Source organism: Enterobacter sp. 148H3 (assembly GCF_034107425.1).
Lineage (GTDB): Bacteria > Pseudomonadota > Gammaproteobacteria > Enterobacterales > Enterobacteriaceae > Enterobacter > Enterobacter vonholyi.
On record NZ_JAWNEI010000012.1, the window covers coordinates 46,836 to 73,462 of the forward strand.

The 26,627-nt window shown below is 55.1% G+C and carries 26 protein-coding genes; 12 read left to right on the forward strand and 14 right to left on the reverse strand.

Going from position 1 to position 26,627, the window contains the following annotated elements; translation table 11 throughout:
* Nucleotides 1–5 precede the first annotated feature (5 nt).
* From USH94_RS17175 to rmf, 5 genes are all read left to right on the forward strand, one after another.
* Nucleotides 6–1,913: an ABC transporter ATP-binding protein gene (locus USH94_RS17175; protein ID WP_111964545.1), complete on the forward strand. Its 1,908-nt coding sequence runs from the start codon at nt 6–8 to the stop codon at nt 1,911–1,913.
* A gap of 13 nt (nt 1,914–1,926) precedes the next feature.
* Nucleotides 1,927–3,180 (forward strand): membrane integrity-associated transporter subunit PqiA, encoded by a 1,254-nt coding sequence (gene pqiA / locus USH94_RS17180; protein ID WP_023335152.1) that lies wholly within the window; start codon nt 1,927–1,929, stop codon nt 3,178–3,180.
* Nucleotides 3,181–3,184: 4 nt separating this feature from the next.
* Entirely contained in the window at nt 3,185–4,825 is a 1,641-nt protein-coding gene (pqiB, locus tag USH94_RS17185; protein ID WP_111964544.1) for an intermembrane transport protein PqiB, read from the forward strand.
* Complete coding sequence (gene pqiC, locus USH94_RS17190; protein ID WP_008499932.1) at nt 4,822–5,388, forward strand: membrane integrity-associated transporter subunit PqiC; 567 nt, start codon at nt 4,822–4,824, stop codon at nt 5,386–5,388. Before pqiB ends, pqiC begins: the two co-directional genes overlap by 4 nt.
* 254 nt (nt 5,389–5,642) lie before the next feature.
* Complete coding sequence (gene rmf / locus USH94_RS17195) at nt 5,643–5,810, forward strand: ribosome modulation factor (RefSeq protein WP_013097261.1); 168 nt, start codon at nt 5,643–5,645, stop codon at nt 5,808–5,810.
* Nucleotides 5,811–5,880: 70 nt separating this feature from the next.
* Here rmf and fabA read toward each other — a convergent pair whose 3' ends face one another.
* Together fabA and USH94_RS17205 are read right to left on the reverse strand one after the other, a co-directional pair.
* On the reverse strand, nt 5,881–6,399 hold the full coding sequence (fabA, locus tag USH94_RS17200; protein ID WP_008499931.1) for a 3-hydroxyacyl-[acyl-carrier-protein] dehydratase FabA: 519 nt from the start codon (nt 6,397–6,399) through the stop codon (nt 5,881–5,883).
* Between the two features lie 68 nt (nt 6,400–6,467).
* Entirely contained in the window at nt 6,468–8,228 is a 1,761-nt protein-coding gene (locus USH94_RS17205) for an AAA family ATPase (protein ID WP_111964543.1), read from the reverse strand.
* 186 nt (nt 8,229–8,414) lie between these two features.
* Here USH94_RS17205 and matP point away from each other — a divergent pair, with 186 nt between their 5' ends.
* Entirely contained in the window at nt 8,415–8,867 is a 453-nt protein-coding gene (matP, locus tag USH94_RS17210; protein WP_008499929.1) for a macrodomain Ter protein MatP, read from the forward strand.
* A gap of 65 nt (nt 8,868–8,932) precedes the next feature.
* Here matP and ompA read toward each other — a convergent pair whose 3' ends face one another.
* Nucleotides 8,933–9,988: a porin OmpA gene (gene ompA / locus USH94_RS17215; RefSeq protein WP_023311028.1), complete on the reverse strand. Its 1,056-nt coding sequence runs from the start codon at nt 9,986–9,988 to the stop codon at nt 8,933–8,935.
* 354 nt (nt 9,989–10,342) lie between these two features.
* Entirely contained in the window at nt 10,343–10,852 is a 510-nt protein-coding gene (gene sulA, locus USH94_RS17220) for an SOS-induced cell division inhibitor SulA (protein WP_111964573.1), read from the reverse strand.
* Between the two features lie 217 nt (nt 10,853–11,069).
* On the opposite strand from sulA, the gene USH94_RS17225 reads away from it, so the two are divergent.
* Nucleotides 11,070–11,696 carry a TfoX/Sxy family DNA transformation protein gene (locus tag USH94_RS17225; protein WP_111964542.1) on the forward strand — a complete coding sequence of 209 codons (627 nt, stop codon included), beginning with the start codon at nt 11,070–11,072 and terminating at the stop codon, nt 11,694–11,696.
* Here the strand turns inward: USH94_RS17225 and yccS are convergent.
* On the reverse strand, nt 11,653–13,815 hold the full coding sequence (yccS, locus tag USH94_RS17230) for a YccS family putative transporter (RefSeq protein WP_111964541.1): 2,163 nt from the start codon (nt 13,813–13,815) through the stop codon (nt 11,653–11,655). The genes USH94_RS17225 and yccS overlap by 44 nt on opposite strands.
* A gap of 19 nt (nt 13,816–13,834) precedes the next feature.
* Nucleotides 13,835–14,281, reverse strand: a complete 447-nt coding sequence (locus USH94_RS17235) for a YccF domain-containing protein (RefSeq protein ID WP_111964540.1) — start codon at nt 14,279–14,281, stop codon at nt 13,835–13,837.
* 123 nt (nt 14,282–14,404) lie between these two features.
* Here USH94_RS17235 and helD point away from each other — a divergent pair, with 123 nt between their 5' ends.
* Nucleotides 14,405–16,459 carry a DNA helicase IV gene (helD, locus tag USH94_RS17240; protein ID WP_111964539.1) on the forward strand — a complete coding sequence of 685 codons (2,055 nt, stop codon included), beginning with the start codon at nt 14,405–14,407 and terminating at the stop codon, nt 16,457–16,459.
* Between the two features lie 59 nt (nt 16,460–16,518).
* Here helD and mgsA read toward each other — a convergent pair whose 3' ends face one another.
* Both mgsA and csgI read right to left on the reverse strand, forming a co-directional pair.
* Nucleotides 16,519–16,977 carry a methylglyoxal synthase gene (gene mgsA, locus USH94_RS17245; RefSeq protein ID WP_045330803.1) on the reverse strand — a complete coding sequence of 153 codons (459 nt, stop codon included), beginning with the start codon at nt 16,975–16,977 and terminating at the stop codon, nt 16,519–16,521.
* Between the two features lie 80 nt (nt 16,978–17,057).
* Complete coding sequence (csgI, locus tag USH94_RS17250; protein WP_111964538.1) at nt 17,058–17,720, reverse strand: curli synthesis inhibitor; 663 nt, start codon at nt 17,718–17,720, stop codon at nt 17,058–17,060.
* A 173-nt stretch (nt 17,721–17,893) separates the two neighbouring features.
* Between csgI and USH94_RS17255 the strand changes: the two genes are divergently transcribed.
* Nucleotides 17,894–18,307 (forward strand): CoA-binding protein, encoded by a 414-nt coding sequence (locus tag USH94_RS17255; RefSeq protein WP_008499920.1) that lies wholly within the window; start codon nt 17,894–17,896, stop codon nt 18,305–18,307.
* A gap of 37 nt (nt 18,308–18,344) precedes the next feature.
* Here the strand turns inward: USH94_RS17255 and hspQ are convergent, their stop codons facing one another.
* The gene (gene hspQ / locus USH94_RS17260; RefSeq protein ID WP_045284700.1) at nt 18,345–18,662 is read right to left on the reverse strand and encodes a heat shock protein HspQ; all 318 of its coding nucleotides are present in this window, start codon (nt 18,660–18,662) and stop codon (nt 18,345–18,347) included.
* 60 nt (nt 18,663–18,722) lie between these two features.
* Entirely contained in the window at nt 18,723–19,913 is a 1,191-nt protein-coding gene (gene rlmI / locus USH94_RS17265) for a 23S rRNA (cytosine(1962)-C(5))-methyltransferase RlmI (RefSeq protein WP_014883260.1), read from the reverse strand.
* A 173-nt stretch (nt 19,914–20,086) separates the two neighbouring features.
* On the opposite strand from rlmI, the gene USH94_RS17270 reads away from it, so the two are divergent.
* Genes USH94_RS17270 through yccX form a run of 3 tightly spaced genes read left to right on the forward strand, consistent with a single transcriptional unit; the run spans nt 20,087 to nt 21,736 of the window.
* Nucleotides 20,087–20,644 carry a kinase inhibitor gene (locus USH94_RS17270; protein ID WP_111964536.1) on the forward strand — a complete coding sequence of 186 codons (558 nt, stop codon included), beginning with the start codon at nt 20,087–20,089 and terminating at the stop codon, nt 20,642–20,644.
* A 10-nt stretch (nt 20,645–20,654) separates the two neighbouring features.
* A complete protein-coding gene (locus USH94_RS17275) occupies nt 20,655–21,443 on the forward strand; it encodes an AraC family transcriptional regulator (RefSeq protein ID WP_111964535.1) in 789 nt (262 codons plus the stop codon).
* Nucleotides 21,444–21,454: 11 nt separating this feature from the next.
* Nucleotides 21,455–21,736, forward strand: coding sequence for an acylphosphatase (gene yccX / locus USH94_RS17280; RefSeq protein ID WP_029739909.1), 282 nt, complete (start codon nt 21,455–21,457; stop codon nt 21,734–21,736).
* Here the strand turns inward: yccX and tusE are convergent.
* The 4 genes from tusE to USH94_RS17300 form a co-directional block, all read right to left on the reverse strand.
* Nucleotides 21,733–22,062, reverse strand: a complete 330-nt coding sequence (gene tusE, locus USH94_RS17285; RefSeq protein ID WP_111964534.1) for a sulfurtransferase TusE — start codon at nt 22,060–22,062, stop codon at nt 21,733–21,735. The genes yccX and tusE overlap by 4 nt on opposite strands.
* Before the next feature lie 69 nt (nt 22,063–22,131).
* A complete protein-coding gene (locus tag USH94_RS17290) occupies nt 22,132–22,683 on the reverse strand; it encodes a LuxR C-terminal-related transcriptional regulator (protein ID WP_111964533.1) in 552 nt (183 codons plus the stop codon).
* A 10-nt stretch (nt 22,684–22,693) separates the two neighbouring features.
* Nucleotides 22,694–23,851 carry a CfaE/CblD family pilus tip adhesin gene (locus USH94_RS17295; protein ID WP_111964532.1) on the reverse strand — a complete coding sequence of 386 codons (1,158 nt, stop codon included), beginning with the start codon at nt 23,849–23,851 and terminating at the stop codon, nt 22,694–22,696.
* Nucleotide 23,852: 1 nt separating this feature from the next.
* On the reverse strand, nt 23,853–26,570 hold the full coding sequence (locus USH94_RS17300; RefSeq protein WP_111964531.1) for a TcfC E-set like domain-containing protein: 2,718 nt from the start codon (nt 26,568–26,570) through the stop codon (nt 23,853–23,855).
* Nucleotides 26,571–26,627: the final 57 nt, after the last annotated feature.

Consider the following 26,627-nt stretch of genomic DNA (forward strand, 5'->3'; position numbering starts at 1 on the left):
AATAAATGTCTTTAATTAGTATGCACGGCGCGTGGCTCTCTTTCAGCGACTCACCGCTTCTCGATAATGCTGAGCTGCACATCGAAGATAACGAGCGCGTCTGTCTGGTGGGCCGTAACGGCGCGGGTAAATCCACGCTGATGAAAATCCTTAACCGTGAACAGGGCCTGGATGACGGACGCATTGTTTATGAACAGGATCTGATCGTCTCCCGCCTCCAGCAGGACCCGCCGCGTCACGTGACCGGCAGCGTTTACGATTTCGTTGCGGAAGGGATCTCTGAGCAGGCCGAATACCTGAAGCGATATCACGAGATTTCACATCTGGTGATGACCGATCCGAGTGACAAAAACCTCAACGAACTTGCAAAAGTGCAGGAGATGCTCGATCACCACGGTCTGTGGCAGCTTGAAAACCGTATTAATGAAGTGCTGGCCCAGCTCGGTCTGGAACCCGATATGGAGCTGTCGGCGCTCTCCGGCGGCTGGCTGCGTAAGGCGGCCCTGGGCCGCGCGCTGGTTAGCGGGCCGAAGGTGCTGCTGCTGGACGAACCGACTAACCACCTGGATATCGAAGCGATCGACTGGCTGGAAGGCTTCCTGAAAACCTTCAGCGGCACCATTATTTTCATCTCACACGACCGTTCGTTTATCCGCAATATGGCGACGCGTATTGTCGATCTCGACCGCGGCAAGCTGGTCACCTATCCCGGCGATTACGACACCTATCTGCTGGAGAAAGAAGAAAACCTGCGCGTGGAAGAGCTGCAGAATGCCGAGTTCGACCGTAAGCTGGCGCAGGAAGAGGTCTGGATCCGCCAGGGCATCAAAGCCCGCCGTACCCGTAACGAAGGCCGCGTGCGCGCCCTGAAGGCGATGCGTCGCGAGCGCAGCGAACGTCGCGAAGTGATGGGCAGCGCCAAAATGCAGGTGGAAGAGGCGTCCCGTTCCGGCAAGATTGTCTTTGAAATGGAAAACGTCAACTATCAGGTTGACGGTAAAGTGCTGGTGAAAGACTTCTCCGCACAGGTCCAGCGCGGCGACAAAATTGCCCTGATTGGCCCGAACGGCTGCGGTAAAACCACGCTGCTGAAGCTGATGCTGGGCCAGCTGCAGGCCGACAGCGGACGCATTCACTGCGGGACCAAGCTCGAGGTCGCCTACTTCGACCAGCACCGCGCGGAGCTGGATCCGGACCGTACGGTGATGGATAACCTCGCTGAAGGTAAGCAAGAGGTGATGGTAAACGGCAAGCCGCGCCACGTGCTGGGCTACCTGCAGGACTTCCTGTTCCATCCGAAACGCGCCATGACGCCGGTGCGCGCGCTGTCCGGCGGTGAGCGCAACCGTCTTCTGCTGGCGCGCCTGTTCCTGAAGCCAAGTAACCTGCTGATTCTCGATGAACCAACGAACGACCTGGATGTCGAAACGCTGGAATTACTCGAAGAGCTGATCGACGGCTATCAGGGTACCGTGATGCTGGTTAGCCACGATCGTCAGTTCGTTGACAACACCGTGACCGAGTGCTGGATCTTCGAAGGTGAAGGGCGAATTGGTCAATACGTAGGCGGTTATCACGATGCAAAAGGGCAGCAGGCACAGTCGCTGGCGACGAAGCAGTCAAAGTCCAAAATTGGTCCTGAAGCTACTGTAACAAAAGCAGAAACTGTCAAGAAAACCTCGGCTAAACTAAGCTATAACCTGCAGCGCGAACTGGAGGGACTGCCGCAGCGTCTTGAAGAGCTGGAGGCCGCGCTTGAGGATCTGCAAAAACAGGTTGCTGATGCGTCATTCTTTACCCAATCGCATGACTATACTCAGAAAGTACTGTCAGAAATGTCCGCGGCTGAAAAAGCTCTGGAAGAAGCATTTGAGCGCTGGGAGTACCTTGAGTCTCTGAAAAACGGCGCATAAACAGGGATAACATATGTGTGACCAGCACCATGCCGACAGGCATATTTTATGCTCGCAATGCGATATGCTCGTGGCGTTGCCAGAGCTTGGTCACGGACATAAAGCCCTGTGTCCACGTTGCGGTGCGACGTTGACAACCGAGTGGGACGCGCCGCGGCAGCGTCCCACTGCTTACGCTCTTGCAGCACTTTTTATGCTGCTGCTCTCCAATCTCTTCCCCTTCATCTATATGAAGGTGGGTGGGATAACCAGCCAGGTGGATTTGCTTGAGATCCCGGGCGTGATGTTCTCAGAAGATTACGCCAGCCTCGGCACCTTTTTTCTCCTGTTTGTCCAGATAGTCCCGGCTTTTTGCCTAGTCGTAATCCTTTTGCTGGTCAACCGCGTCAGGATGCCCGCATCACTGAAAATCCGGCTTGCGCGTATCCTTTTTCAGCTCAAAAGCTGGGGCATGGCCGAGATCTTTCTGGCGGGCATTCTGGTCAGTTTCGTGAAGCTCATGGCATACGGCGACGTGGGGATCGGCAGCAGCTTTATTCCGTGGTGTCTGTACTGTGTCCTCCAGCTGCGTGCATTCCAGTGCGTTGACAGGCGCTGGGCGTGGGACGATATCGCCCCGGCACCGACGCTTGCACAGACGGTGAAGGTCGGCGTGCCCGGAATTCGTCAGGGGTTACGTTCTTGCCCGTGCTGCACCGCCGTGCTGCCCGCCGATCTCGACGTTTGTCCGCGCTGCGAAACGAAAGGGCATGTGCGGCGTAAAAATAGTCTTCAGTGGACGATGGCGCTGCTGGTCACGTCCATCATGCTGTATCTGCCTGCCAATATTCTGCCAATTATGATCACCGATTTGCTCGGTGACAAAATGCCCTCAACGATCCTGGCCGGGGTGATACTGCTTTGGGGCGAGGGTTCCTATCCGGTCGCTGGCGTCATCTTTATCGCCAGTATTATGGTGCCAACCTTAAAAATGATCGCCATCGCTTGGCTCTGTTGGGATGCGAAAGGCCATGGAAAACGCGACAGCGAACGCATGCACCTGATTTATGAGGTGGTCGAGTTTGTCGGACGCTGGTCAATGATAGACGTGTTTGTCATCGCCGTTCTCTCTGCGCTGGTGCGGATGGGCGGTTTGATGAGTATTTATCCCGCGATGGGGGCTTTAATGTTTGCACTGGTCGTGATCATGACCATGTTTGCGGCCATGACCTTCGACCCTCGTTTATCGTGGGATCGTGAGCCTGAATCAAGCCATGAGGAAGAGTAAGAGCATGGAAAATAAGAGTGGAGAGGCGAAAGTGCAGAAGGTCAAAAACTGGTCACCGGTGTGGATTTTTCCCATCGTGACCGCGCTGATCGGTGCATGGATCCTGTTTTATCATTACAGCCATCAGGGACCGGAAGTCACGCTGATAACCACCAATGCCGAGGGGATTGAGGGCGGTAAAACGACCATCAAAAGCCGTAGCGTGGATGTGGGCGTGGTCGAAAGCGCAACCCTGACCGACGATTTAACCCATGTGGAGATTAAGGCGCGCCTTAATGCCGGCATGGAGAAACTGCTGCACGGCGATTCCGTTTTCTGGGTCGTTAAACCGCAGGTGGGGCGTGAAGGGATCAGCGGCTTAGGAACGCTGCTTTCGGGCGCCTACATAGAGCTGCAGCCCGGCGCTAAGGGTAACCAGCCTGCCAAATACCAGCTTCTGGATTCACCGCCGCTTGCGCCGCCTGATGCCAAGGGCATCCGCGTGATCCTCGACAGCAAAAAAGCAGGTCAGCTCACGGCGGGCGACCCGGTACTGTTTCGCGGCTACCGCGTCGGGTCGGTTGAGAAAAGCACGTTCGATCCGCAGAAACGCGCAATTAGCTATCAGCTCTTCATCAATGCGCCAAACGATCGTCTGGTCACCAGCAACGTCCGTTTCTGGAAAGACAGCGGGATCGCGGTGGATCTGACCTCGGCAGGCATGCGCGTTGAAATGGGTTCGCTGACTACGCTGTTTGGCGGCGGCGTGAGTTTTGACGTGCCGGAAGGCCTGGATTTGGGGCAGCCGGTTGCAGAGAACACCGCTTTCCGCCTCTTTGACGATCAAAAAAGCATTCAGGACGCGCTCTATACCGATCACGTTGACTTCCTGATGTTCTTCAAAGACTCCGTTCGCGGCCTGCAGCCGGGGGCGCCCGTTGAGTTCCGCGGTATTCGCCTCGGTACGGTTGGACAAGTGCCGTTCTTCGTCCCGGGTCTGAGCCAGATGCTGGATGATGACTATCGCATTCCGGTGCTGATCCGCATTGAACCAGAGCGTCTGCTTAACCAGATTGGTGAAAACCAGGATATCGCTACCCACATCACCCAACTGATGGAACGCGGTCTACGCGGGTCGCTGAAAACCGGCAACCTGGTAACCGGCGCGCTGTATGTGGATATGGACTTCTACCCGAAAGCACCGCCGATTACCGGTATCCGTGAATTCGGCGGCTACAAGATCATCCCAACGGTGAGCAGCGGTCTGGCGCAGATCCAGCAGCGTCTGATGGAGACGCTGGATAAGATCAACAATCTGCCACTGAATCCGATGATTGAAGCGGCGACAAACTCGCTGAGCGAAAGCCAGGCAACGATGCGCCGTCTGCAAACCACGCTGGATAACATCAACAAGATCACGGCGAGCCAGAGCATGCAGCAGCTGCCGCAGGACATGCAGAAAACGCTGCGTGAGCTGAACCGCAGTATGCAGGGCTTCCAGCCGGGCTCTGCGGCCTATAACAAGATGGTGGCAGATATGCAGCGTCTTGATCAGGTCCTGCGTGAACTGCAGCCGGTGCTGAAAACGCTCAACGAGAAGAGCAATGCGCTGGTATTCGAAGCGAAAGATAAAAAGGATCCTGAGCCGAAGAGGGCAAAAGAATGAAAAAATGGCTATTGATGGTTGGCGCTCTGCTGTTAACGGCGTGCAGTTCAGGGGGAGATAATAAAAGTTATTATCAGCTGCCTGTGGCAACCCACAGCGGTGGGCAAAGCACGGCGAGTCAGGGAAACCGCCAGCTGTGGGTTGAGCAGGTCGCCGTGCCGGATTATCTGGCAGGGAACGGCGTGGTCTATCAGACCAGCGACGTTAAATACGTGATTGCGACCAACAACCTGTGGGCCAGCCCGCTGGATCAGCAGCTGCGCAACACGCTGGTGGCTAACCTGGGCAGCCAGCTTCCGGGCTGGGTAGTCGCGTCGCAGCCGCTGGGTAACGATCAGGATACGCTGAACGTCACCGTAACGGGCTTCCACGGCCGCTATGACGGTGCGGTGGTGATCAGCGGGGAGTGGTTGCTGAACCATCAGGGGCAGCTGATTAAGCGTCCTTTCCATCTGGAGCTGAAGCAGCAGAAGGATGGCTATGACGAAATGGTGAAAGTCCTGGCTCAGGGTTGGGCGCAGGAGTCGGCCAGTATCGCGAGGGAGATTTCCCGGCTGCCATAAGTAAAATTCATCATTAAAACCGCAGTTGGCCTGTCGCTGATTGCGGTTTTTTTTCGTTTTCAACTCAGGTTGTTACTTGTGCCACGTCACAATTTTTGTACAAATGAACTTCCATATAGCTCACAGATATGACACCCGTATGAATTTTGAACATTGACGATGCGACTAATTCGGGGTATTCGTTATCTGTGCCTGTGCAGATAGCGCAGACACTGTTTTCTTTCCACCAGACAAAAGAATGAGGGAAACGAGGCATGAAGAGACAGAAACGAGATCGCCTGGAACGGGCTCATCAACGTGGTTATCAGGCCGGCATCGCTGGACGTTCTAAAGAAATGTGTCCTTATCAGACGATAAATCAAAGGTCACAATGGCTTGGAGGCTGGCGAGAAGCCATCGGCGACAGGGCACTCATAGCCTGATAACGTCTCTTTCAAAAAAGAAACCTCCGCATTGCGGAGGTTTCGCCTTTCAGGGGGGCGAAAAGCACGATCAGAACGCAGAAGTGTCCTGGAACAGGCCAACCTTCAGGTCGCTTGCGCTATAGATCAGACGACCATCGACCAGTACTTCACCATCTGCCAGGCCCATAATCAGGCGGCGGTTTACGATGCGCTTGAAGTGAATACGATAGGTCACTTTCTTCGCTGTAGGCAGAACCTGACCAGTGAATTTCACTTCGCCCACGCCCAGTGCGCGGCCTTTACCTTCGCCACCCAGCCAGCCCAGATAGAAGCCAACCAGCTGCCACATAGCATCCAGGCCCAGACAACCAGGCATTACTGGATCGCCAATAAAGTGGCAACCGAAGAACCACAGGTCCGGGTTGATATCGAGTTCTGCTTCTACGTAACCCTTATCGAAGTTGCCGCCGGTTTCGGTCATTTTCACGACACGGTCCATCATCAGCATGTTCGGGGCCGGCAACTGTGGGCCTTTTGCGCCAAACAGTTCGCCGCGACCAGAGGCAAGAAGATCTTCTTTTGTATAGGATTCGCGTTTATCTACCATGTTCTCAGTAAGCCTTATTTTAGTGAAGGACGCAGGATAGCTAACACGTGTACGCTGAACAAGTCCGATCAGTTCGAACTAAACCAGCCCAGCCAGCGTAACGGCCATGGATAACGGTGACGAGCATCCTGCTGTGTTGCCTGAGCAATGCGCTCCTGGATAGTCTGCATCAGGGTGGTTTGCCCTTCGCCATCCCATACCAGGTTTGTCAGTAAGGGTAGTGCATCCTCAATCCCTTCGATGGCCCAGATGGCGAACTGCTCTTGTTCAACCGCATCCAGAATCTCCTGGCTAAGGCTTAAATGGCGTGCGTTAGGAGCAGGAATAATTACACCCTGCTTGCCGTTTAAACCGCGCTGCTGGCAGATAGAGAAGAAGCCTTCAATTTTTTCGTTGAGGCCGCCGACAGGCTGGGCACGACCGAATTGGTCCACCGAGCCGGTGATCGCGATGTTCTGATTGATGGGCACTTCCGCCAGGGCGCTGATTAAGGCGCACAGTTCAGCCATAGAGGCGCTATCGCCATCCACTTCGCTGTAGGACTGCTCAAACGTCAGCGAGGCCGAGAAGGGGATCTGTTGCTCAAGCTGCAGCTCAGACATCAAAAACGCCTGCATGATCATCATGCCTTTGGCGTGAATGTTTCCACCCAGCTCGGCTTTGCGTTCGATGTCGGTAAATTCGCCATCGCCAATATGCACAACGCAGCTGATACGGGACGGTTCCCCGAATGCGCGCGGATGGCCAGGAAATTCAATCACCGACAGGGCGTTGATCTGCCCGACGCGTTCGCCTTCGGTTTCCACCAGAATTTGTTCCAGCAGAATTTCATCCTGCATACGGTCAGCAAGATAGCCTTCTCGCCACTCTCGCTGAGCCAGCATCTGGGTGAGCTGCTCTCCGGTGAACGCACCGTTACCGCTAATTACACCCACTTCACGCAGCTGTTTGCCGATCCAGAGCGGGCAGAGTGGCAGCGTTTCCTGGTCACCGGTATAGCGCACCGCTTCGCGGATCAGGCCTGGCCACGCGTCAGCCGCAGGCGTTGGCAGCGCAAAACGTTCTGCAACGGCCATCACCCACTGGCACCACTGCGCCATATCGTCGGCATCGGCAATCTGGATATTATCTTCGTATTCGCTATATACCGCCTGCTCAGCCAGTTCAGGCTCCATTTCCTGGAAGTCCGCCAGCGACTCACGGTCGCCTGTCAGCACGACGGTTAACGACAGCGGCATAGACGGAACCGAGACAGGCAGGGGACGAGACTCATCGTAGCCGATCCAGTCGAAACGCTGCTGATGCACGATGGTTTTCAGACGCATCCACAGCAGCGGCTGCGAGAGCAGGGTACGCAGTGAGATGATGAGAACACCGCCATTTGCGCGATGTACCAGCCCCGGCTGCAGCGAAAGTTCGCCGTTAAACTGGCGCAGACAACCAAAGAGTTGTTCCGCCTCGACCCAGTTAGCGGTAACCACCTCGCCCTTAGCGGCAAAAGCGCCATCGGCCTGCGCCGCAGGTTCGAAAGTGACATCATGTCCCGCAATACGATACTGCCCGCCAAAAACGGCGTTCGCTTCCGGCTTCAGCTGACGCACAGCATCTCCGAGCAGCGTCAGGTATTCCGCTTCTTCCGGGGCTTTGAGCAGCATGAAGGGTGCTGTTGCCCATGGGCTTAACACCTGCTCCAGCGCGTAATGCAAACGAGGCTGCGTATCGCTAAGGATGAATTCGTGTTCTTTTGCGAGTTCGGGCTGTGCAAACAGTTCCTGGTAACTTTCGGTATCCGGAACAAGGTCACGCCATGCAAGTTTCGTAATGGTCAAAGTTGATGTTTTTTAGTCAGATGTAAAAGCGTGGAGTATACCGTAAGCGGGGGGCTGTACCCAAGCAGGATTGGGGATTTCGACAGGGCGAATGCCTGCATTCACTCACAGGATATGATTTCTTTTCAGCAGATTGCTAAAAAACTGATATTCTGAACAGAGTTACGTGGTAACACTGAGATCGCAATGAAATATCAACAACTGGAAAATCTCGAAAGCGGCTGGAAATGGAAATACCTGGTCAAAAAGCACCGTGAAGGGGAGCTGATCACCTGCTACATCGAAGCCAGCGCTGCGCAAGAAGCCGTGGATATTTTGCTGACCCTCGAAAATGAACCGGTACAGGTTAACGGGTGGATTGAGAAACATATCAATCCTGCGTTGTTAAACCGGATGAAGCAAACTATCCGCGCGCGACGCAAACGGCATTTTAATGCTGAGCATCAGCACACTCGCAAAAAATCAATCGACCTTGAGTTCGTTGTCTGGCAGCGCCTGGCCGGGCTGGCACAACGACGGGGTAAAACGCTGTCGGAAACCATCGTGCAGCTGATTGAGGATGCAGAACATAAAGAGAAGTACGCCAACCAGATGTCGACGCTGAAGAACGACCTTCAGGCTCTGTTGGGTAAAAAGTAGATTTTTTACTTTTCTTCAGACAATAAAAAACCCCGCATGGCGGGGTTTTTTTATAAGACGATAACTTATGCCGCTGGCTGAGTTACAACGTCTTTGATGCCTTTAACTTCGATCTCTACGCGACGATCTGGAGCCAGGCAGTCGATCAGTGCAGCGCGAGCTTTCACGTTGTCACAGGTGTTGCCAGTAACTGGGTTAGATTCGCCCATACCACGTGGGGAGATCTTGTTAGCTGGGATACCTTTAGAGATCAGGTAATCAACAACAGACTGAGCACGTTTCTCAGACAGTTTCTGGTTGTAAGCGTCAGAACCGATACGGTCGGTGAAGCCCAGAACCACTACAGAACCGTCTTTAGGATCCAGGTTGCTCAGCTGGGTGTACAGCTGATCCAGTGCCTGCTGACCTTCTGGTTTCAGAGTCGCTTTGTTGAAGTTGAACAGAACGTCAGACTTCAGAGTGAAGTGCTTGGTCTGTACTTCTGGAGCTGGAGCCGGCGCTGGAGCAACAACTGGTGCTGCTTCTTCCTGCTGGCCGAAACGGTAGGAAACACCTACGCTCAGCATGCCGTTGTCTGGACGAACACCAACGGTGTTGCCGTCGCCGATGTTGTTAACCCACTGGTATTCCAGACGGGTAGCGATGTCACGGGTCATAGCCCACTCAACGCCACCAGCGAATACTGGGGAAACACCGGTGTCATGGTTGTCGCCAGAAATGTTGTTGCTGGAGTCAGCACGCCATACCATGCCGCCCAGACGGGTGTACACGTCCAGATCGTCAGTGATTGGGTAGCCCAGTTTAGCGGTCAGTTGAACGCCCTGTGCTTTGAAAGCGCCGTTGATGGTGTCGCCTTTGTATGGCATACGACCTAACCAGTCGTAACCCATTTCAAAACCAACATACGGGTTAACCTGATAGCCACCGAACGCACCTGCACCAAGCTGGCTCTCGTGAGTTGGGCCATCATTGTTCAGGCTGCTGTTGTACCAGCCAGTGTCGTGGAACTGAGACCAGCCCAGTTTACCACCTGCATACCAGGTATTATCTTTCGGAGCGGCCTGCGCTACGGTAGCGAAGCCAGCCAGTGCCACTGCAATCGCGATAGCTGTCTTTTTCATTTTTTGCGCCTCGTTATCATCCAAAATTCGCCATGAAAGTCTCAAGAGAGAATCACGGTTAAATCCTTCACCGGGGGGCGTGGTCAAATATAAATCTACCGATATCTTCGGCTTAGGCCGAGCACCCCTGGCGATGTAAAGTCTACAACGTAGCTGAAAACTTACAAGTGTGAAGTCCGTCAGGCATATGAAAAAAAAAGTTCCGTATACCGATTATTTAACATTTTTAGAACGAATTTTGTGCAATAAAATTAAGGAGAACCGCACCAGACAAGCCTTGCCGCAATTTTCTGGTCGGGAACTTAAATCCCATCTTGCGGTCAAAAAAAATTCCAGGAAAAATCTTAATTTCACTCAATGATACAAATTTGAGTGAATTTTTAACCCAGAAAGTTGTCCTCTGCGGTAAGAATCCGATCGAACTGGACGCATAATGAACCCGATCGCATTCCCCTCTTCAGCGGCTTCAGTCAGACGGAAATGTTCTTCTTCAGTCAATTCTTCCGGTAACCATCCAATCACCACGCTGTAATTCCCTGTGCGTAACGCGCGGATCATCGACTCAACGGTATCGCAAGGCGAGAGTTGATTAATTTGCATGACTTTCGTCAGCGGCAGGCCGGCGGACTGAACCCACTCACGGCTCAGCTTTTGCTGAGGCGTGAGCCAAAGCTGCCAGCGCGATTGCTGACCGAGCTGTTGTAATAACGGCAGTAACAGAAGTTGCGTTAACAAGGGCTGGTCTTCACGATAAACCACTTCACTGATAAGCCCCGTGGAAACACGCTCGATGGAATTCTGCGAGACATTGCCTGCAGCAGAAGAGAGAGAGGTAGCGCGATTTGCATAGCCTGAAGTGTGCATATTCATTCCAGCCCTGTAGTTACTGTATGGATATACAGTAACTCCTGTATGCCCAAAGATCAACCTCATTTTCGGAAAGCGACTCGCAAAATTCATTCAATCTTGATGCTCCTCGAAAAATCATCTTGCTCAACGACGATAAGTTGCCTATTTTCCTGCTAACGGATCCGCTAGTAAGAAATTTGGTTGTTACTTTATGATTTTGAAGGGAAATATCATGAAAAAGATATCTTATGAACGGATTTATAAATCTCAGGAATACCTCTCCCCGTTGGGTGAGATTCATCACCGCGCGTTGTTTGGAGGCTATACCCTCGCGGTGGATGATGCGGTTTTTGCCATGGTCTCAGACGGCGAGCTTTATCTTCGCGCCTGTGAGGAAAGTGCGAAATACTGTGTAAAAAATGCCTCCTCTTTTTTGACGTTGATGAAGCGAGGCCGCCCGGTGCTGCTCAACTATTATCGTGTGGATGACGGATTATGGCAGGACAGGGAGCGGTTACTTCAGCTCTCCTCGTTTGCACTCAGTGCGGCAAGAAAAGAGCGTTATCAGCGCCATCAACGAAACCGACTCAAAGATCTGCCAAACCTGACCTTTCAGCTTGAAGTCTTGCTCTTTGAAGCTGGCATCACCAATGAGGAAATGTTGCGGGAGCTTGGTGCCAGGGCGAGCTGGCTAAAGATGCGGGCAAAAAACAAAGCGCTGAGTATAAAAGTTCTCTTCGCGCTGGAAGGGGCTATCGAGGGGCTGCATGAAGCGGCACTCCCGGCAGACATTCGCCGGGAGCTCACGGAGTGGTTTAATGCGTTGACTGAGCCACTGGAGAATCACTCCTCCAGGTAGCGATGTGTTGTTGCAGCCGGCAAATTTCAGGCAGCAGAGCGATAAGCAGGCCTATCTGCTGAAGCACCAGAGGTGCTTTACTGTCGTTTCCCGGGTCTAGATGCGCAATGCGTTGAGCCAGTTCATCCAGCGCCTGTTGAACGCGCGGCTCATCGGCTGGTCGATGATGAAGCGCGTCATCGACATAACAGACGGCGTCATCAAGCAGGTTGAGAATACCCGAGTTGGTGAGTTTCTCACGGTGAGCACCCAGCGTCGAAATATAGCTGGTGAACGTATGGTTCAGGCAGAGCAGGCGGAACGCGGTCTCTCGAATATCCGCCGTGGCGCGAGGCTCCGTCGACATGTTAGAGACTACGGAGGCCAGTTCCGCATCACTGTTGTGCGCGTCGCGGCGGGCTATCCGGTAAGCCAGGCGGTTATCGCGGCCCTGATGATATTGCTCCAGGATCGCGTCAAGGTATCGACAGTTGGCGTTCATCGCCCTGTCTACCACGCACGGCAAATTTCGGAAACGCCAGTCCGGCCAGATAAAGCTGACCGCGGCCCAGGCAATCGCACAGCCAATCAGGGTATCGATCACTCGGGGCAGGGCGACTTCAAACCCTTCACCCAGCAGGTTAAAGCAGAGCAGCACCAGCAGCGTGATGAACATGGTGGCATGGGCGTACTGCACGTTGCGAAACGCGAAGAACAACACGCCGGTGATCACGATCAGGATCAATTGACCTTCAACGGAGGGCACGAAATAGAGCACCGGAAGGCCAATCGCGACGCCAACCAGCGTGCCGATAATACGCAGCGCAAGACGATGTCGGGTGGCATTATAGTTCGGCTGGCAGACAAACAGGCTGGTCAGCAGGATCCAGTAGCCGTGATGCAGCCCGGTAATCTGGATAAAGGCATACCCCACGCACAGCACCAGCGACATTCGCACGGCGTGCCGAAAGAGAGCCGACTCCGGCGTAAAGTTGCGGCTCAGCCGTAGCCACATATCGCTAACGCTGTGTACGCTGTCATCAGCAAGCTGGTTTTCAACCTCACTGCCTGGCAGCGCCATCGCTTGTTCGGACTCAATGGTTGCCAGCTGGGCATCAATCGCACGCAAGTTGTTAAGCAGAAAACCCAGCGCTTTGATGTGTTCCGGTGACGTTCCGCTGGCCTGAACGCGGTCGAGTGCCGCATCAAGATGGCTGAATACGCGTTCAAAGCGGGGGTCATGCTGATAGGGCGTGCGCAGCAGAATGGAGTGCGAGAGCTGTTGGCACGCCTGGGATTGCATGGACAGCAGGCGCTGGAAACGGAACATCACGTCACTGTAGCGGAACTTCTCGCGCAGGGCGGCATACTGAACGTGCGAGGAGCTGGCGCGTTCATGAATGTCCTGGGCTGCAAAATAGTAGTGAAGCGTCCGTCGTGTTCCGCGCTGACCGCGATCGCCGCGCAGACGGGTAAGCAGGGAAGCTTTTGTCTGATTAAGGGTGGCGACCAGCTGGCCATTTGCCAGGGCCAGATCGTAGAGCGGTGCCTGGCTTTCTTCCTCGATGTCCGGGTCGAACAGCCGGGATTTCAGTTCCAGATAGCGGGCTAGCTGCTCAAAGCTGCGGGCAAGGTTATCCTGCAGCGGGCGAACCGGGAAAATCAGATGACCGGTTAGCGTCAGCAGGTTATACCAGATGGCGCCCAGCAACAGCAGAACCGGCTGCTGGTACCACTGGTCGTACAGGGAAACGCCCAGCATGGTGTAGATAGCGATCAGCAATGCACCAAAAGCGATGGTGGCATAGCGCTGCCCAAGCCCGCCCAGCAAAATAAACCCGCTGGTTGAGAGCGTAAGGCCCAGGGCAAACAGCCAGGGCCACGGGAAAAGCAGCTCAACGGAAGCTGACGCAATAAAAAAGCAGACGAGCGTAATGACCAGGTTACGTAAACGCCCGGCCAGACGGTCGTCCAGATCCGCCAGCGCCCCGGCCACCACCCCCAGCGTGAGCGGAATGGTGAGCTTGACATCATTCAGCCACCAGGGCAGGGCAACCGTGCCGCAAAGCGCGATAAATATCCTGACGTTATAAAGCCAGGTGCTGTTCCAGGTATAACGGCGAAGCAGTGGGCTTAGCATAAACGCGGCCAGTCCTTATTTACTGAAAACGACGACGAGCGTTTGCTTCGCGCGCCGCTCTGGCCACTTCTACCGGAACAACCCTGCGACCAACGGGCCAAAGGGCGATAGCGGCGATCTTAAAGTTTGCGATCCCCACAGGAATACCAATAATCGTGATGCACTGTGCAATACCGGCAAAAATATGCATGATGCACAGCCACCAGCCAAAGAAAATCAGCCACAGAATGTTAAGCAGGGTTCCGCCCGTATTCATCAGGGCGTTTTTGCTCTCCGGATTCAGCTCGTCAACGTGGATGGCTTCATTCCCGTAGGGGATTAAGGAGAGTTTTGTGATTTCCCAGCAGGAACGGGTCAGGGGAAGCGTGAAAATCAGGACGATGCTCACCAGCGTGGCAAAAAGCCAGGAAAGGGTGGTGGCAAAACCGCCCAGCACAAAATTCAACACATTCAGAACGGTACGCATAAACGCTCACTTCCTTTCGATATAATTAACGCCCAATGATTGTAACGTTTTTTTAGGCTGGAGCACCTTAAAACTGGCAGTTAAACTGTCAGGTAAATTATCTCTTCGTGGATTTGGCGGAACATGGAACTGAAAGCAACGTCGCTGGGCAAACGCCTGGCACAACACCCTTACGACAGGGTTGTTCTCCTTAATGCCGGGGTGAAAGTCTCCGGGGAACGCCACGAATACCTTATTCCGTTTAATCAGCTTCTGGCTATTCATTGCAAACGCGGTCTGGTGTGGGGCGAGCTGGAGTTCGTTCTGCCTGACGATAAAGTCGTGCGCCTTCATGGTACCGAGTGGGCGGAAACCCAGCGTTTCCATCATCATCTGAACGCACTCTGGCAGCAGTGGAGCCAGGATATGAGCGTGATTGCCGCCCAGGTGCTGCAGCAGGTGCTGGACGATATCGCCCAGAGCAACGCGCAGCAAGCGTGGCTGACCCGTCAGCAGACTGCCGGGTTGCAGCAAAAGATCCGGCAGGCACTCTCGGCTCTGCCGCTCTCCGTGACGCGTCTCGACGAGTTTGACAACTGTCGCGACGCCTGGCGCCAGTGTCAGGCCTGGCTGAATGATAAGGATAAAAGCCGTCTCGCCCATAACCAGGCCTGGACGGATGCCATGCTTACCCAATACGCCGATTTTTTCAGTACGGTGGAATCTTCACCGCTCAATCCGGCTCAGGCGCGAGCGGTGGTCAACGGCGAGCAGTCGCTGCTGGTGCTGGCGGGAGCCGGTAGCGGTAAAACGTCGGTGCTGGTCGCGCGTGCCGGCTGGCTGCTGACGACCGGAGAAGCGGTCGCCGATCAAATTCTGCTTCTGGCCTTTGGCCGTAAGGCCGCGCAGGAAATGGACGAACGGATCCAGGAGCGCCTGCACACCCGGGATATCACGGCCAGAACATTCCATGCTCTTGCGCTGCATATTATTCAGCAGGGCAGTAAAAAAGTGCCTTCCATCAGTAAGCTGGAAAACGACGCGCAGGCGCGTCAGGAGCTGTTCATCAAAACGTGGCGCCAGCAGTGCAGTGAGAAAAAGGCGCAGGCGAAAGGGTGGCGTCAGTGGCTGGAAGAGGAACTCAACTGGGAGGTGCCTGAGGGCAGCTTCTGGCAGGATGACAAACTGGCGCGTCGGCTGGGTTCGCGACTTGACCGTTGGGTCAGCCTGATGCGAATGCACGGTGGATCGCAGGCTGAGATGATTGAAAGCGCGCCGGAGGCAATCCGCGAGCTGTTTTCGAAGAGGGTCAAGCTGATGGCGCCGCTGCTGAAGGCCTGGAAAACAGCATTGAAAGAAGAAAATGCGGTCGATTTCTCCGGTTTGATCCATCAAGCCATCATCATTCTTGAAAAGGGACGTTTTGTCAGCCCGTGGAAACATATTCTGGTGGATGAGTTCCAGGATATTTCTCCACAGCGTGCGGCTCTGCTCTCGGCGCTGCGGGCGCAAAATAAACATACCTCTCTGTTTGCGGTGGGGGATGACTGGCAGGCCATCTATCGCTTCAGCGGGGCACAGCTTTCGCTGACGACCGCATTCCACCACTATTTTGGCGAAGGCGATCGCAGCGATCTGGATACGACCTACCGCTTCAATTCACGGATTGGTGAAATCGCCAACCGCTTTATCCAGCAGAACCCGCATCAGCTGGCAAAACCGCTCAATAGCCTGCGGCCTGGGGATAAAAAAGCAGTGACCCTGCTGGCGGACGATCAGCTGGAACCGCTGCTGGACAAGCTCAGCGGCTACGCGAAGCCCGATGAGCGTATCCTGGTGCTGGCACGCTACCATCACCTTAAACCTGAGGCGCTGGAAAAAGCCGCCACCCGCTGGCCGAAACTGCAGCTTGAATTTATGACGATTCATGCCAGCAAAGGGCAGCAGGCCGATTATGTGATCGTGGTGGGGCTGAAAGAGGGGAGCGACGGTTTCCCGGCCCCGGCCCGCGAGTCGGTGATGGAACAGGCCCTGCTGCCGGAGCCGGAAGATTTCCCGGATGCCGAAGAGCGGCGTTTGCTGTATGTGGCAATGACCCGCGCGCGCCATCGCGTGTGGCTGCTGTTCAATAAAGAGGAGCCATCCGCGTTTGTCGATATTTTGAAGAGTATAGATGTGCCGGTGGCGCGGAAGCCATAACGCCGCCGGGCAAGGATGGGTAGGCCGGGTAAGGCGTAGCCGCACCCGGCAAAAAAAAGCTACTTCAATCTCTCTGAAAGATAACGCTGATAGTCCGGAATAAGGATATCTACCGGTGAGTTAAACTGCGGCGATTCGATGATGAAATCCGCCGTCGAGAGGTTTGTCGCCACTGGAATATTCCACACCGTCGCCAGGCGCAGCAGCGCTTTGACATCCGGATCGTGCGGAACCGCGTTCAGCGGGTCCCAGAAGAAGATCAGCACATCAATTTTCCCTTCGGAAATCTGCGCGCCGACCTGCTGATCGCCGCCCATCGGGCCGCTCAGCATCGCATTCACCTGCAGACCCGTTTCGCGCTGGATCAGGTTACCGGTTGTACCGGTCGCCGACAGGGCGTGTTTTTCCAGCAAAGACTGATGGCGGCGAACCCAGTTAAGCAGCATTTGTTTACAGTGATCGTGCGCCACGAGAGCAATGTGTTTGCGCTCAGGTAGCGTGCGTGTTGTCAGTTCCATAATCATATCCATCAGGTTAACTGACTACACGATGACGGGAACCGTCTGACGCTGCAAGAGAAAGGCGTAAAAAATGTGGCTTATGATGAAGGTTGTTGTTTTGCCCACTGTAAAAAACGGGCCCGCGTGTCGGCATCAGCCTGCTGGAACCAGAATTTAAGGCGCTGTTCCGTCAGTGTCTGGGACTGAGGAGGAATGACGTCCAGTTCAGAGACGCCGGACAAAAGCGTACTGTCGTCCGCCATCATGGTCGCAAACTGCGGAAGAGAGGCGCGTTTACCCGCTTTGTTATAGGTCTGGGTCGCTGCCTCGTAATCCGGGCCTTTCGGTGAGGTCGTCAGCGCCAGAATATCCAGCTTCACCGGAATCGGCATCGCATCCCCGTCCAGCAGTTCAACGCGGGGTGAAGCGTCGAAGGCCGCAGACTCTTTCTCCGTTTCAAGGCGAGGCAGAGTGATGTTCACCTGACTGATTTGCCGGGTGTTAAAGCTGACGATCAGCGGCGGCGAGATGTACATCCTTTGTTCGTGATTCGCAAGCCCGATCGATTTTTCCACCCGGAAGACCAGCTGATGCGGCCCGTTATCCAATTCGATGCTGTCTGCACCGCGCAATAACGAGCTGGAGACCTTTTTTCCGTCCAGTACAAGGAGATCAATGTCGGTAGAGAGCCGGAGCGTGGTAGCAAAAACCCAGACCGGCATCACTAACGCAATCAGAGCAGTGGCAATACCGGTTTTCATAAAAGGCTCCCGTCAGAAATCCTGTCGCCGCATTAATGTATCTAAATTTTTCGATAATCACGTTTACTAACATATAGACATATTTCGCCGTTTTGCCCTCATGCATCTGTATGGGATGGATGGTTGAGATGTGCGGTTTGGCGTACACTTTTAAAAAAGCCAGGAGAAAAACCATGAAAGAGAACGATATTGCCGAGATTCTGACATCTACGCGTACCATTGCGCTGGTGGGCGCGAGCGATAAACCCGATCGTCCAAGCTATCGGGTAATGAAATACCTTCTCGATCAGGGCTATCACGTCATCCCGGTCTCGCCAAAAGTGGCGGGAAAAACCTTACTGGGTCAGCAGGGGTATGCCACGCTCGCTGACGTGCCGGAAAAAATTGATATGGTTGATGTCTTTCGAAATTCCGAGGCAGCGTGGGAAGTGGCGCAGGACGCTATTGCCGTCGGGGCGAAAACGCTGTGGATGCAGCTGGGCGTGATTAACGAGCAGGCTGCGGTGCTGGCGCGGGATGCGGGGCTGAACGTCGTCATGGACCGCTGTCCGGCGATCGATATCCCCCGTCTGGGGCTGGCGAAGTAATAAAAAAAAGCCCGTTCATCGGGCTTTTTTTACACGCTTAGTTCCGCAGGCGCGGAGCCTGTAACTGTTTGCGGATAGTCTGAGCAAGTTCATCCATAGTGGGTTGCTCCGGATGCTCTTCCCGCAGCTCGCTACTCAGCTGCGCTTCGGCAAGGTAGGTGTGGACGGGTTGCCCGTCATCACCTTCCATCACCACATGGTACCAGGGCGCGGCGCGAAGCTCTGCGTTCACCGCCAGCTCGTCTGCTGACGGTTCATCAAGGGAATACTCCGGGTCGATATCCACGACCACACCCAAATACCCGAGCAAAGTGTGGCGGACCTGCTGGCCGATACCGAATTTGCTGGCAATCATAGTCACCTCCCGGGAAATACGACTTACACGTTATGTGCGGGCAATATTTCTCTTTTCAAGTTACATGACGCGACAGGCAAACCCTTTCAGATACAGTCCTTCCGGGTAGGTAGCAATCACGGGATGATCGGCTGCCTGACGGAACTGCTCTATAAATTGTACATCACGGCCAGCATCTATTGCGGCGTCGGCGATGATTTTCTGAAATAAATCTGTGGTCATCAGGCCGGAGCAGGAGAACGTGAGCAGAACCCCGCCCGGGTTCAGCAGCTGGATGGCCAGCATGTTGATATCTTTATACCCGCGGCAGGCGCCCATCAGCTGGCTTTTGTTTTCCACAAACTTTGGCGGATCCATCACGATGACGTCGAACTTCTCGCCCTGATCGCGATATTTACGCAGCAGCTTGAACACGTCATCGCGTACAAATTCCGCTTTGCTCAGATCCAGCTTGTTGAGCTCGACGTTCTGTTTTGCCACGTCCAGCGCTTCCTGCGAGGTGTCCACGCTGACAACCTGGGCACAGCCGCCCATCAGAGCTGAAACGGCAAAACCGCCGGTATAGGAGAAGCAGTTCAGCACGCGTTTGTCGGCAACGTACTGACGCGTAGCCAGACGACTGTCGCGCTGGTCGAGGTAATAACCCGTTTTGTGCCCGCCCTGAATATCCACTAGCAGCTTCATGCCGTGCTCTTCAATCGGCAGCAGGGCAGGCGGCAGTTCGCCGGTCACTGGGCCTTGCGTCAGCTCCATGCCCTCTTTTTTGCGCACCGCCACATCGCTGCGGTCGTAAATGGCACACTGCGGGAACAGGGTTTGCAGGGCGCTAATCAGCGCGGCACGCTGGTATTCCGCCCCGGCGCTCAGAAGTTGCAGCACCAGGAAGTTGCCGAAGCGATCGATGGTTACACCTGGCAGCCCGTCGGACTCACCGGCAATCAGGCGGTAGCTGTCCAGCCCGTCGCGTTTTGCCAGCCATTCGCGCCACTGCTGCGCCTGCTGCAGGCGGCGGACGAAGAAGTCGATATCGATGGTTTCATCTTTATCGAAGGTCCAGACGCGGGCACGGATCTGGGACGCTGGCGAGTAAGCGCCTCGCGCTAACCATTTCCCCTGATGGTCAACGATATCAATGGTTTCACCGAGGCTGGCTTTGCCTTCCATACGGGCAACCGCGCCGGAAAAGACCCAGGGATGACGGCGCAGTAATGATTTCTCGCGCCCTTTGGCTAACACTAAACGTACACTCATAATTTGCTGTTCTGTCGATTTCAGGAAATGGCGCGTAGATTACCACATTCAGCAAGGCGCAATCATCTGCGGATGCCGTTGAGCGTTTCGGCACAAAATCAAATCGCTTAGGCACATTACGATACTGCAGCTGGCTTTAGAGTGGGGCTTCCGGTACAGCAAAGGGAGCACCCATGAAAAAGCGCAGTGTAATAGCCATAGCCGCTCTGGCGGCAATGAGTTCTCAGGTTTTAGCGGCAACGCCTTTCGGTATCACCAGCCGGGATATTTCCGGCGAACGGCGGTTAGCGACACAGCAGGTGTTTGAGGGGTTCGGCTGCCACGGTGGAAATACTTCACCACAGCTGGCATGGAAGAATCCCCCCGCCGGTACGAAAAGTTTTGCCGTTACGGTATATGACCCGGATGCACCTACCGGCAGCGGCTGGTGGCACTGGACAGTAGCCAATATTCCGGCGAAGACAATGACGCTGCCTGCTGATGCCGGTAATCCGAACGGCGAGAAATTACCTGCCGGCACTGTGCAGGGGCGTAATGATTTCGGCTATTCTGGATTCGGCGGCGCATGTCCACCCGAAGGGGACAAGCCTCATCGCTATCAGATTACCGTCTGGGCGCTGGACGTGGATAAACTGCCCGTCGACAACAATGCCAGCGGCGCGCTGGTCGGTTTTATGCTCAATAGTCACGCTCTGGCAAAGGCTCAGTTAACAGCAACCTATAGCAGATAAGGATGGCAGGGTGCAGGAGTTTCATTTTCGACATAAACATCTTACAGCGGGTGAAGTGACTGCCAGCAAAATGCATCGCCTGCACCAGGTTAAACTTTTTTTTCCGGCTATTTGTCATATCACTCACGGCAGTAAGGTGGTTGTTCAGGATGATAACCGCCTGGAGGCGACACGGGATGAACTCATTATTATCCCTGCCAATACGTCGATGGAAATTATCAATCAGCCTGTAAACGGGCTGTTTCACTCGGATTTGCTAATGTTATCGCCGGAAATTGTTGCCGAGTTTAAAGCGCATTACCTGAAATCCTGGCCGCGCACGACGCTGCATTCGCTCTGTGCTCCGCTGAGCGAGGGGCTGGCATTTATGTGGGACAACCTGCTGCACGCCGTGCGTCAGGAGTTACCGGAAGCGCTACAAAAGCATCAGGCCTTCGGTCTGTTGCTGGCCTTGCTGCATGATGGCGTGGCGGGTCCGCTGCTTGTTGAGCGAAACAGTAACCTGACCGAGCAGGTGCGGCAGTTCATTATGCTGTCGCCCGCCAGAGACTGGACCGCGCAGGACGTTGCCAGCCGTCTCGCATTAAGCGTGCCGACGCTGCGCAGGCGGTTGCGTGAAGAGTCGCAGAGTTTTCGCCAGATTGTGGAGGAGGTGAGGATGGCCGTGGCTTTGTCACAGCTACAGTCAACACGATTACCGATCGGCGAAATCGCATTACAATGTGGATATCTTTCCAGCTCTCGTTTCACTGCCCGTTTCCGGCAACACTATGGCTGCTTACCGAAAACGCTACGTTAAGGAGAAGAAGAATGTCTAAAGTCTGCACTATTGCCTGGGTTCACGGCGTTGTTCAGGGCGTCGGGTTCCGCTACAGCACCCAGCGCGAAGCGGTTGAGCTTGGGCTAACGGGATACGCGCGCAACATGGACGACGGAAGCGTCGAAGTGGTCGCCTGCGGCGAAGCGGAGCAGGTCGACAAGCTGGTGGCGTGGCTGAAAGCGGGTGGGCCGCGCAGCGCGCGGGTTGATAAGGTCTTAACTGAACCCCATCAACCGGGGCGCGAATACGTAAACTTCGGTATTCGGTATTAAATGCACTTCACCGGCTTAGGCAGGCCTGCAATTTTGGTGGCCTGTTTTGCCGGGCCTTTCGGGAACAGACGATACAGATAGCGGCTGTTGCCTTTCTCTTCACCGAACTTATTGGCCATCGCCTTGACCAGCATGCGGATGGCCGGAGAGGTGTTGAATTCAAGATAGAACTCGCGAACAAAACGCACCACTTCCCAGTGTTCTGGAGAGAGGGTTATCCCTTCGTTTTCCGCAATTTTCTCCGCCAGCGGTTCGCTCCAGATCGTCGTATCTTTCAGATAGCCTTCGCTATCGGTCTCAATTTCCTGGCCTGCAAAAATGAACATAATTTTCTGTCGTGTGTGAAAAAACCGGCGACAGTGTAGCAAAAAAGAGGCCGCAGGATAAACCGTGCCCTACAGGAGGAGCTGCAGCAGATTATTGGCATTAAGCTTTTTCAGCGCGTTGCATTTATGGGTCGAAACCTGTTTCTCAGACATACGCGTCATGATGGCAATGTGGCGTACCGGCAACCCGGTAAGCATCAGATCGAGCACGTTGAATTCAAGGCCGGTAAGACAGCAGTCAAGACTTCGAACGCGACGGGGCTCTTTTGCCAGCAAATACGCCGCATCTGCAACGGCGATTCTGTCGTCGATGATATAAAGCGTTAGCGTACCGAAACGCTTGCGTAAATGCGTCGCCAGCGCCCACCCTTTTTCATTGCAGACCAGATAAAGGCTGCCTTGCCAGCGGGCGGCTTCCAGTCTGAGTAAAATGTTAATCAGTGCCTGATGCGTACCCGCAACGGAAAAACGACAGCGTACGACAACCACGCGGCGGGAAAGCAGAGTTGGCTGCCATTGTACGGTATCGCTTATGACCTCTGGCTGGACGCCCCGACGCAGCAGCGCATAGCGCAACCCTTCGGCGTAAAATCGATTGTTGTCGAGAATGGCGTAACTCATGGTGACCTCGTTATAACGTGCTGGGCGTATAGATAACGCGCAGCGTGCCGGTGTAGTCGCCCGCGTTTTTGCTGCTGGCAGCAAACGCGGGGGTTTTCAGGATAATCGGTGCAGGAATGCACAGTACGCTCTCGCGTCCGCCGGGCAGCACGACCTGACGCAGATACTGCGGATCGTTTGTGCCTTGCCAGACAAGGGTTTTACCGTTCGAGACGGTTTCGGTTGCGCCTGTTATTGGATTGGTGACGGAGACCCTATAATCGAGACGATCCCGCGCATCGGTCTGGCTACCGCCACGTCGCCTGATAGAAAACGCGCCATCTGCACGGCCCGCTGACGTAAGTCCGTCGTCCTCAAACCGAAGGTAGGCGCGGGTGCTGGTACTGTTATTGCCGTCGTACAGGCACATATCCAGCGAGTTCTCACCCTGGATCTCACTGCCTCCCGGTCGCCCCGGGAAGTTGGTCAGGTTGAGGTTAACGATGGGCGTTGAGTGCGGAAAGGCTGGCAGATATATCTGCTGGTTTCCCGGGTCGACCACCTCAATGCGAATATTTGCCTGCCATTTGGCGATGGTGAGATAGCCAGGACAACCGACATTTACGTCATTGAAGTTGCCGCCGCAGTCGGCGCTTCCCCACTGACGCAGGTTCTGCTTCAGCGTGGCGGTCCAGATCCCCGGCAGGGCGAGCTTATCCAGTTCGCTTTTCACGATATAGAAATCGAAATAAGGCTCTCTGTTCCAGTCAGCGATGGTGGCCGTTCCCCCTGTCACGAAGCTGGCAAAGGTAAACACTTTGTTGTTGATAAACATGTAGTGATCGCCATACACCTTGATATCCGCCGTCTTGCCGGTGAGGGTATGCGTGAAACGTAAATTGATGGCATAGGGCGCGGCCGGGTTTGCCGAGAACCAGACCGGTGAGTTCATGCAGGCGCCGTTCGTGGTATCGGTACGGGACTGACAGGTCAGAGTATTGCGTCCCCACTTTTGCGGATCTGCGGCGTCAAAGCCGCCCGATTCATGAAACCAGATGTCAAAACGCGCGGGCGGCGCGGTGCGATCGAAGCTGATCCCTACGCTGGTGTTTCGTCCCGCGGGAGAGCCTGCCAGCGTCTGGCTGGCCCACAGGCTTAAGAACAGTAAAATAAAGAGGCACTTAATCACATCATTTCCCTTTAGTGAGGCTATCGGTGTTCATGGCAGTCGGGCCAGCAGGAACCGACCGTCCGGCCAGCATCAGCTGTGCCTGCTGCTGGACGGCATCCGGCAGGGCGGAGAAGGTTAACTCCTTACAGGGGATCGACCCGACATAACGCACCACGTCGCGCATACTCTTCACGTTCAGCGCACACTGATAAAACTGCTGCTGACGCACCAGGTAGAGGTTATGCAGCAGGGCGTCGCTTTGGGCGCTAAACCCGCCGTTGCCAAGGTCGCTCCAGCCGTTCACGTTCAGCGGCACGCCGCCGATAAACGGCGAATGACGCTCGTCGGTTAACTGGCCGAGCCAGGTGTAGCTTGCGGTGGTTTGCACGTCCCGGCGCAGCAGTTTGCCAGGCACCATAAACAGCGTTCTGCTGCCCGATCCTTGCGTGATTTCACTGCTGGCTCCTCGTGAGACATCCAGCGATTCGTTAACCGTCAACGTTGTCTGCTGATAGCCCGGCACCGCGAAGAGGGCGCGGCTATTGCCCGGAATATCTGCGCTGCCGCCGTTATCCAGCGACACGGCCACGCGCGGATCCTGAGCATCTTCCGGCGTGGTCACGTTCACCGCGACGGCGGAAGCAGGGCGACCGTCGCTCCAGCGGCCCAGCCACAGGCCAGAACGCGACAGCGCAAGGGTCGAGCTGTAGTTGCCGCTGCTGCTCAGCGTATGGCGCCGATCCTGACGATCCCAGGCGTCGCTGACGGTAAGACTGCCGTTGCCATATCGCCCCCCCTGGCGCGTATAGGCTGAGGTATTCAGCGAGTCGCTGTTAATGCCCGACGCGCTAAGGCCGTACTCATTTTCGCCGCGGGCATCGGCATACCAGTTATGCGCCACGCTGTAGCTCAGCTGGTTTTTTTCACGTTGCGGGTGCTGCCATGTCGCGCCCAGAGAGGTGTAGCTTGATGCATCGCCCTGACGGTTATGCGTCATGGACAGGCTCACGCTCAGGTAGCCGCCTTTATCCCTGCCTTCGCGTGAGTCATCGTTACGCATGAACAGGTTAATGCTGCTGTTAATGTTCAGACCATGGGTGCTGAAGGCCTTGCTCAGGCCACCCTGCCAGGCCCGCGTACGCGAGCGGGTCATATAGACTGATTCCCACGGCAAACCCGCATCGTGGCGATCGTCGCTGTCCGGGAGCTCCCGACGTGAAACGTACCGTCCTTCGTTGCGGTTATCCGAATACCCCAGGCTCGCATACCAGGCGCCGACCGGGACGGAGAACATCACCGAGAGGGTGCGATAACAGCCGTTCACGGCATCAAACCCTGTACTTCGGGTGTTGCAGTTTTCCGCTGATAGCGCGTTGCGATAGAGGCTAAGTGAAAAACCGTCGTTGTAGCTGATTTGCTGGATATTGCCTCGCTGGCCTTCGCTGCCGTAAAGGTAGCTAAACCGGGTACTCAGCACGCCATCGATCGGGCCCGCGTTGAAGCCCCGGCTCCAGTCGACCGCATTTTCCAGGAAACGCTGGTTTTTCTTGAACGTTGCGCCGCTGGTCAGCGCCAGCGACGGGGTCAGGGGCAGGCGTACGCCCGCCTGCGCAACCGCACGGCGTTCTTCGTTTTGTTCGCTGTTGTCGGTTTCGCCCGCCTGCAGGAACCACTCGACGCGGTCGAATGGCGTAATGCCGGTTCGGGTAAACGGCACCTGCTCGGTGCGCGTCAGCCGGTTATTTTCATAGATGGAGAGCGTCACGGTGTAGCTCCCGTCCGGGAACGATCGCGTGTCCAGGGTTTGCGCCCCGGCATTCAGATAAAAGCTCGCCAGAAGCTGATTGCCCCGGCGGGCGTCGATACGCGCGTCATGGGAAAGTAGCACGGTAACAGGGGTTCCCTTCGACTGCTGAACCGGATTTATCCACGCCCTTGTCGATCCCGTGCGCAGGCCGCGAATTTTGCCCAGCGGCAGCTGGCTGAGGTTAATATTTCCGCCAGCATTACTGAACAGATCGCGGGTATCCATCTCGCCTAGCTGGACATAGTACTGACGCAAGATATCCTGGCGGAACCAGGCGTTGTTGACGGTTATCTCCTGCTGCTGCTGACGCCGTGAACGCTGTCCCAGCCAGGTCCAGTCGAGATTAACATAGCCGTCCTGCGTGAGCGCCAGCGCGCCGTTGCCCTGCACGGTAGCCGACTGATAATCCCTGTCGGCAACGAAGTTAATGTTCTGCTGATGGATCAGCGCATTTTCAGTGTCCTGCGTGGGCTGATACCACTGATTTTCCGCGATGGCTTTAGGCAGAAATTTCTTGTCCAAAAACAGGCTAATGCGGGCGTTATTCTCGTCATAGATAATGGCCGCGCGGTCGGTATCAATGTAATCGCAGCCTGCTGCGGAGCCGTTGCTGCTGCAGGCCAGGTTGCCGTTACGGGCAAGCGGAACGGCCAGCGCGGCAGACACGGTGGCAACGAGTGCAGGGGCGTCATTGAACCGTCGTTTGATGGCCGCAACCACGGTTTCAGGTGCGACAAAGCTCACCGTTTCAAGGGTGATATCCGTTTCAAAAAGTCCAAGCGACTCGCCGTAGAGGTTGACCTCTGTCCACAGGCGCTGCGTTTTCGCCAGATCTTCAAAACCTGCCGGGACGGCCATCCCGGCGCAGGCGAGTTGGATGGAAGCGGGTAACAAAGCAACAAAGAGGAGGGTATTTCTGTGAAACGCCATGAACGAGCCTCGACATCATCCTGACGTCAGAGGGTGGGCACCCTCTGACGTTCTTCC

Excerpts from the sequence above, each read along its gene's own strand:
- USH94_RS17175 (WP_111964545.1), top strand. The coding sequence starts at position 6 with ATGTCTTTAATTAGTATGCACGGCGCGTGGCTCTCTTTCAGCGACTCA.
- pqiA (WP_023335152.1), top strand. The coding sequence starts at position 1,927 with ATGTGTGACCAGCACCATGCCGACAGGCATATTTTATGCTCGCAATGC.
- pqiB (WP_111964544.1), top strand. The coding sequence starts at position 3,185 with ATGGAAAATAAGAGTGGAGAGGCGAAAGTGCAGAAGGTCAAAAACTGG.
- pqiC (WP_008499932.1), top strand. The coding sequence starts at position 4,822 with ATGAAAAAATGGCTATTGATGGTTGGCGCTCTGCTGTTAACGGCGTGC.
- rmf (WP_013097261.1), top strand. The coding sequence starts at position 5,643 with ATGAAGAGACAGAAACGAGATCGCCTGGAACGGGCTCATCAACGTGGT.
- fabA (WP_008499931.1), bottom strand. The coding sequence starts at position 6,399 with ATGGTAGATAAACGCGAATCCTATACAAAAGAAGATCTTCTTGCCTCT.
- matP (WP_008499929.1), top strand. The coding sequence starts at position 8,415 with ATGAAATATCAACAACTGGAAAATCTCGAAAGCGGCTGGAAATGGAAA.
- ompA (WP_023311028.1), bottom strand. The coding sequence starts at position 9,988 with ATGAAAAAGACAGCTATCGCGATTGCAGTGGCACTGGCTGGCTTCGCT.
- sulA (WP_111964573.1), bottom strand. The coding sequence starts at position 10,852 with ATGCACACTTCAGGCTATGCAAATCGCGCTACCTCTCTCTCTTCTGCT.
- USH94_RS17225 (WP_111964542.1), top strand. The coding sequence starts at position 11,070 with ATGAAAAAGATATCTTATGAACGGATTTATAAATCTCAGGAATACCTC.
- yccS (WP_111964541.1), bottom strand. The coding sequence starts at position 13,815 with ATGCTAAGCCCACTGCTTCGCCGTTATACCTGGAACAGCACCTGGCTT.
- USH94_RS17235 (WP_111964540.1), bottom strand. The coding sequence starts at position 14,281 with ATGCGTACCGTTCTGAATGTGTTGAATTTTGTGCTGGGCGGTTTTGCC.
- helD (WP_111964539.1), top strand. The coding sequence starts at position 14,405 with ATGGAACTGAAAGCAACGTCGCTGGGCAAACGCCTGGCACAACACCCT.
- mgsA (WP_045330803.1), bottom strand. The coding sequence starts at position 16,977 with ATGGAACTGACAACACGCACGCTACCTGAGCGCAAACACATTGCTCTC.
- csgI (WP_111964538.1), bottom strand. The coding sequence starts at position 17,720 with ATGAAAACCGGTATTGCCACTGCTCTGATTGCGTTAGTGATGCCGGTC.
- USH94_RS17255 (WP_008499920.1), top strand. The coding sequence starts at position 17,894 with ATGAAAGAGAACGATATTGCCGAGATTCTGACATCTACGCGTACCATT.
- hspQ (WP_045284700.1), bottom strand. The coding sequence starts at position 18,662 with ATGATTGCCAGCAAATTCGGTATCGGCCAGCAGGTCCGCCACACTTTG.
- rlmI (WP_014883260.1), bottom strand. The coding sequence starts at position 19,913 with ATGAGTGTACGTTTAGTGTTAGCCAAAGGGCGCGAGAAATCATTACTG.
- USH94_RS17270 (WP_111964536.1), top strand. The coding sequence starts at position 20,087 with ATGAAAAAGCGCAGTGTAATAGCCATAGCCGCTCTGGCGGCAATGAGT.
- yccX (WP_029739909.1), top strand. The coding sequence starts at position 21,455 with ATGTCTAAAGTCTGCACTATTGCCTGGGTTCACGGCGTTGTTCAGGGC.
- tusE (WP_111964534.1), bottom strand. The coding sequence starts at position 22,062 with ATGTTCATTTTTGCAGGCCAGGAAATTGAGACCGATAGCGAAGGCTAT.
- USH94_RS17290 (WP_111964533.1), bottom strand. The coding sequence starts at position 22,683 with ATGAGTTACGCCATTCTCGACAACAATCGATTTTACGCCGAAGGGTTG.
- USH94_RS17300 (WP_111964531.1), bottom strand. The coding sequence starts at position 26,570 with ATGGCGTTTCACAGAAATACCCTCCTCTTTGTTGCTTTGTTACCCGCT.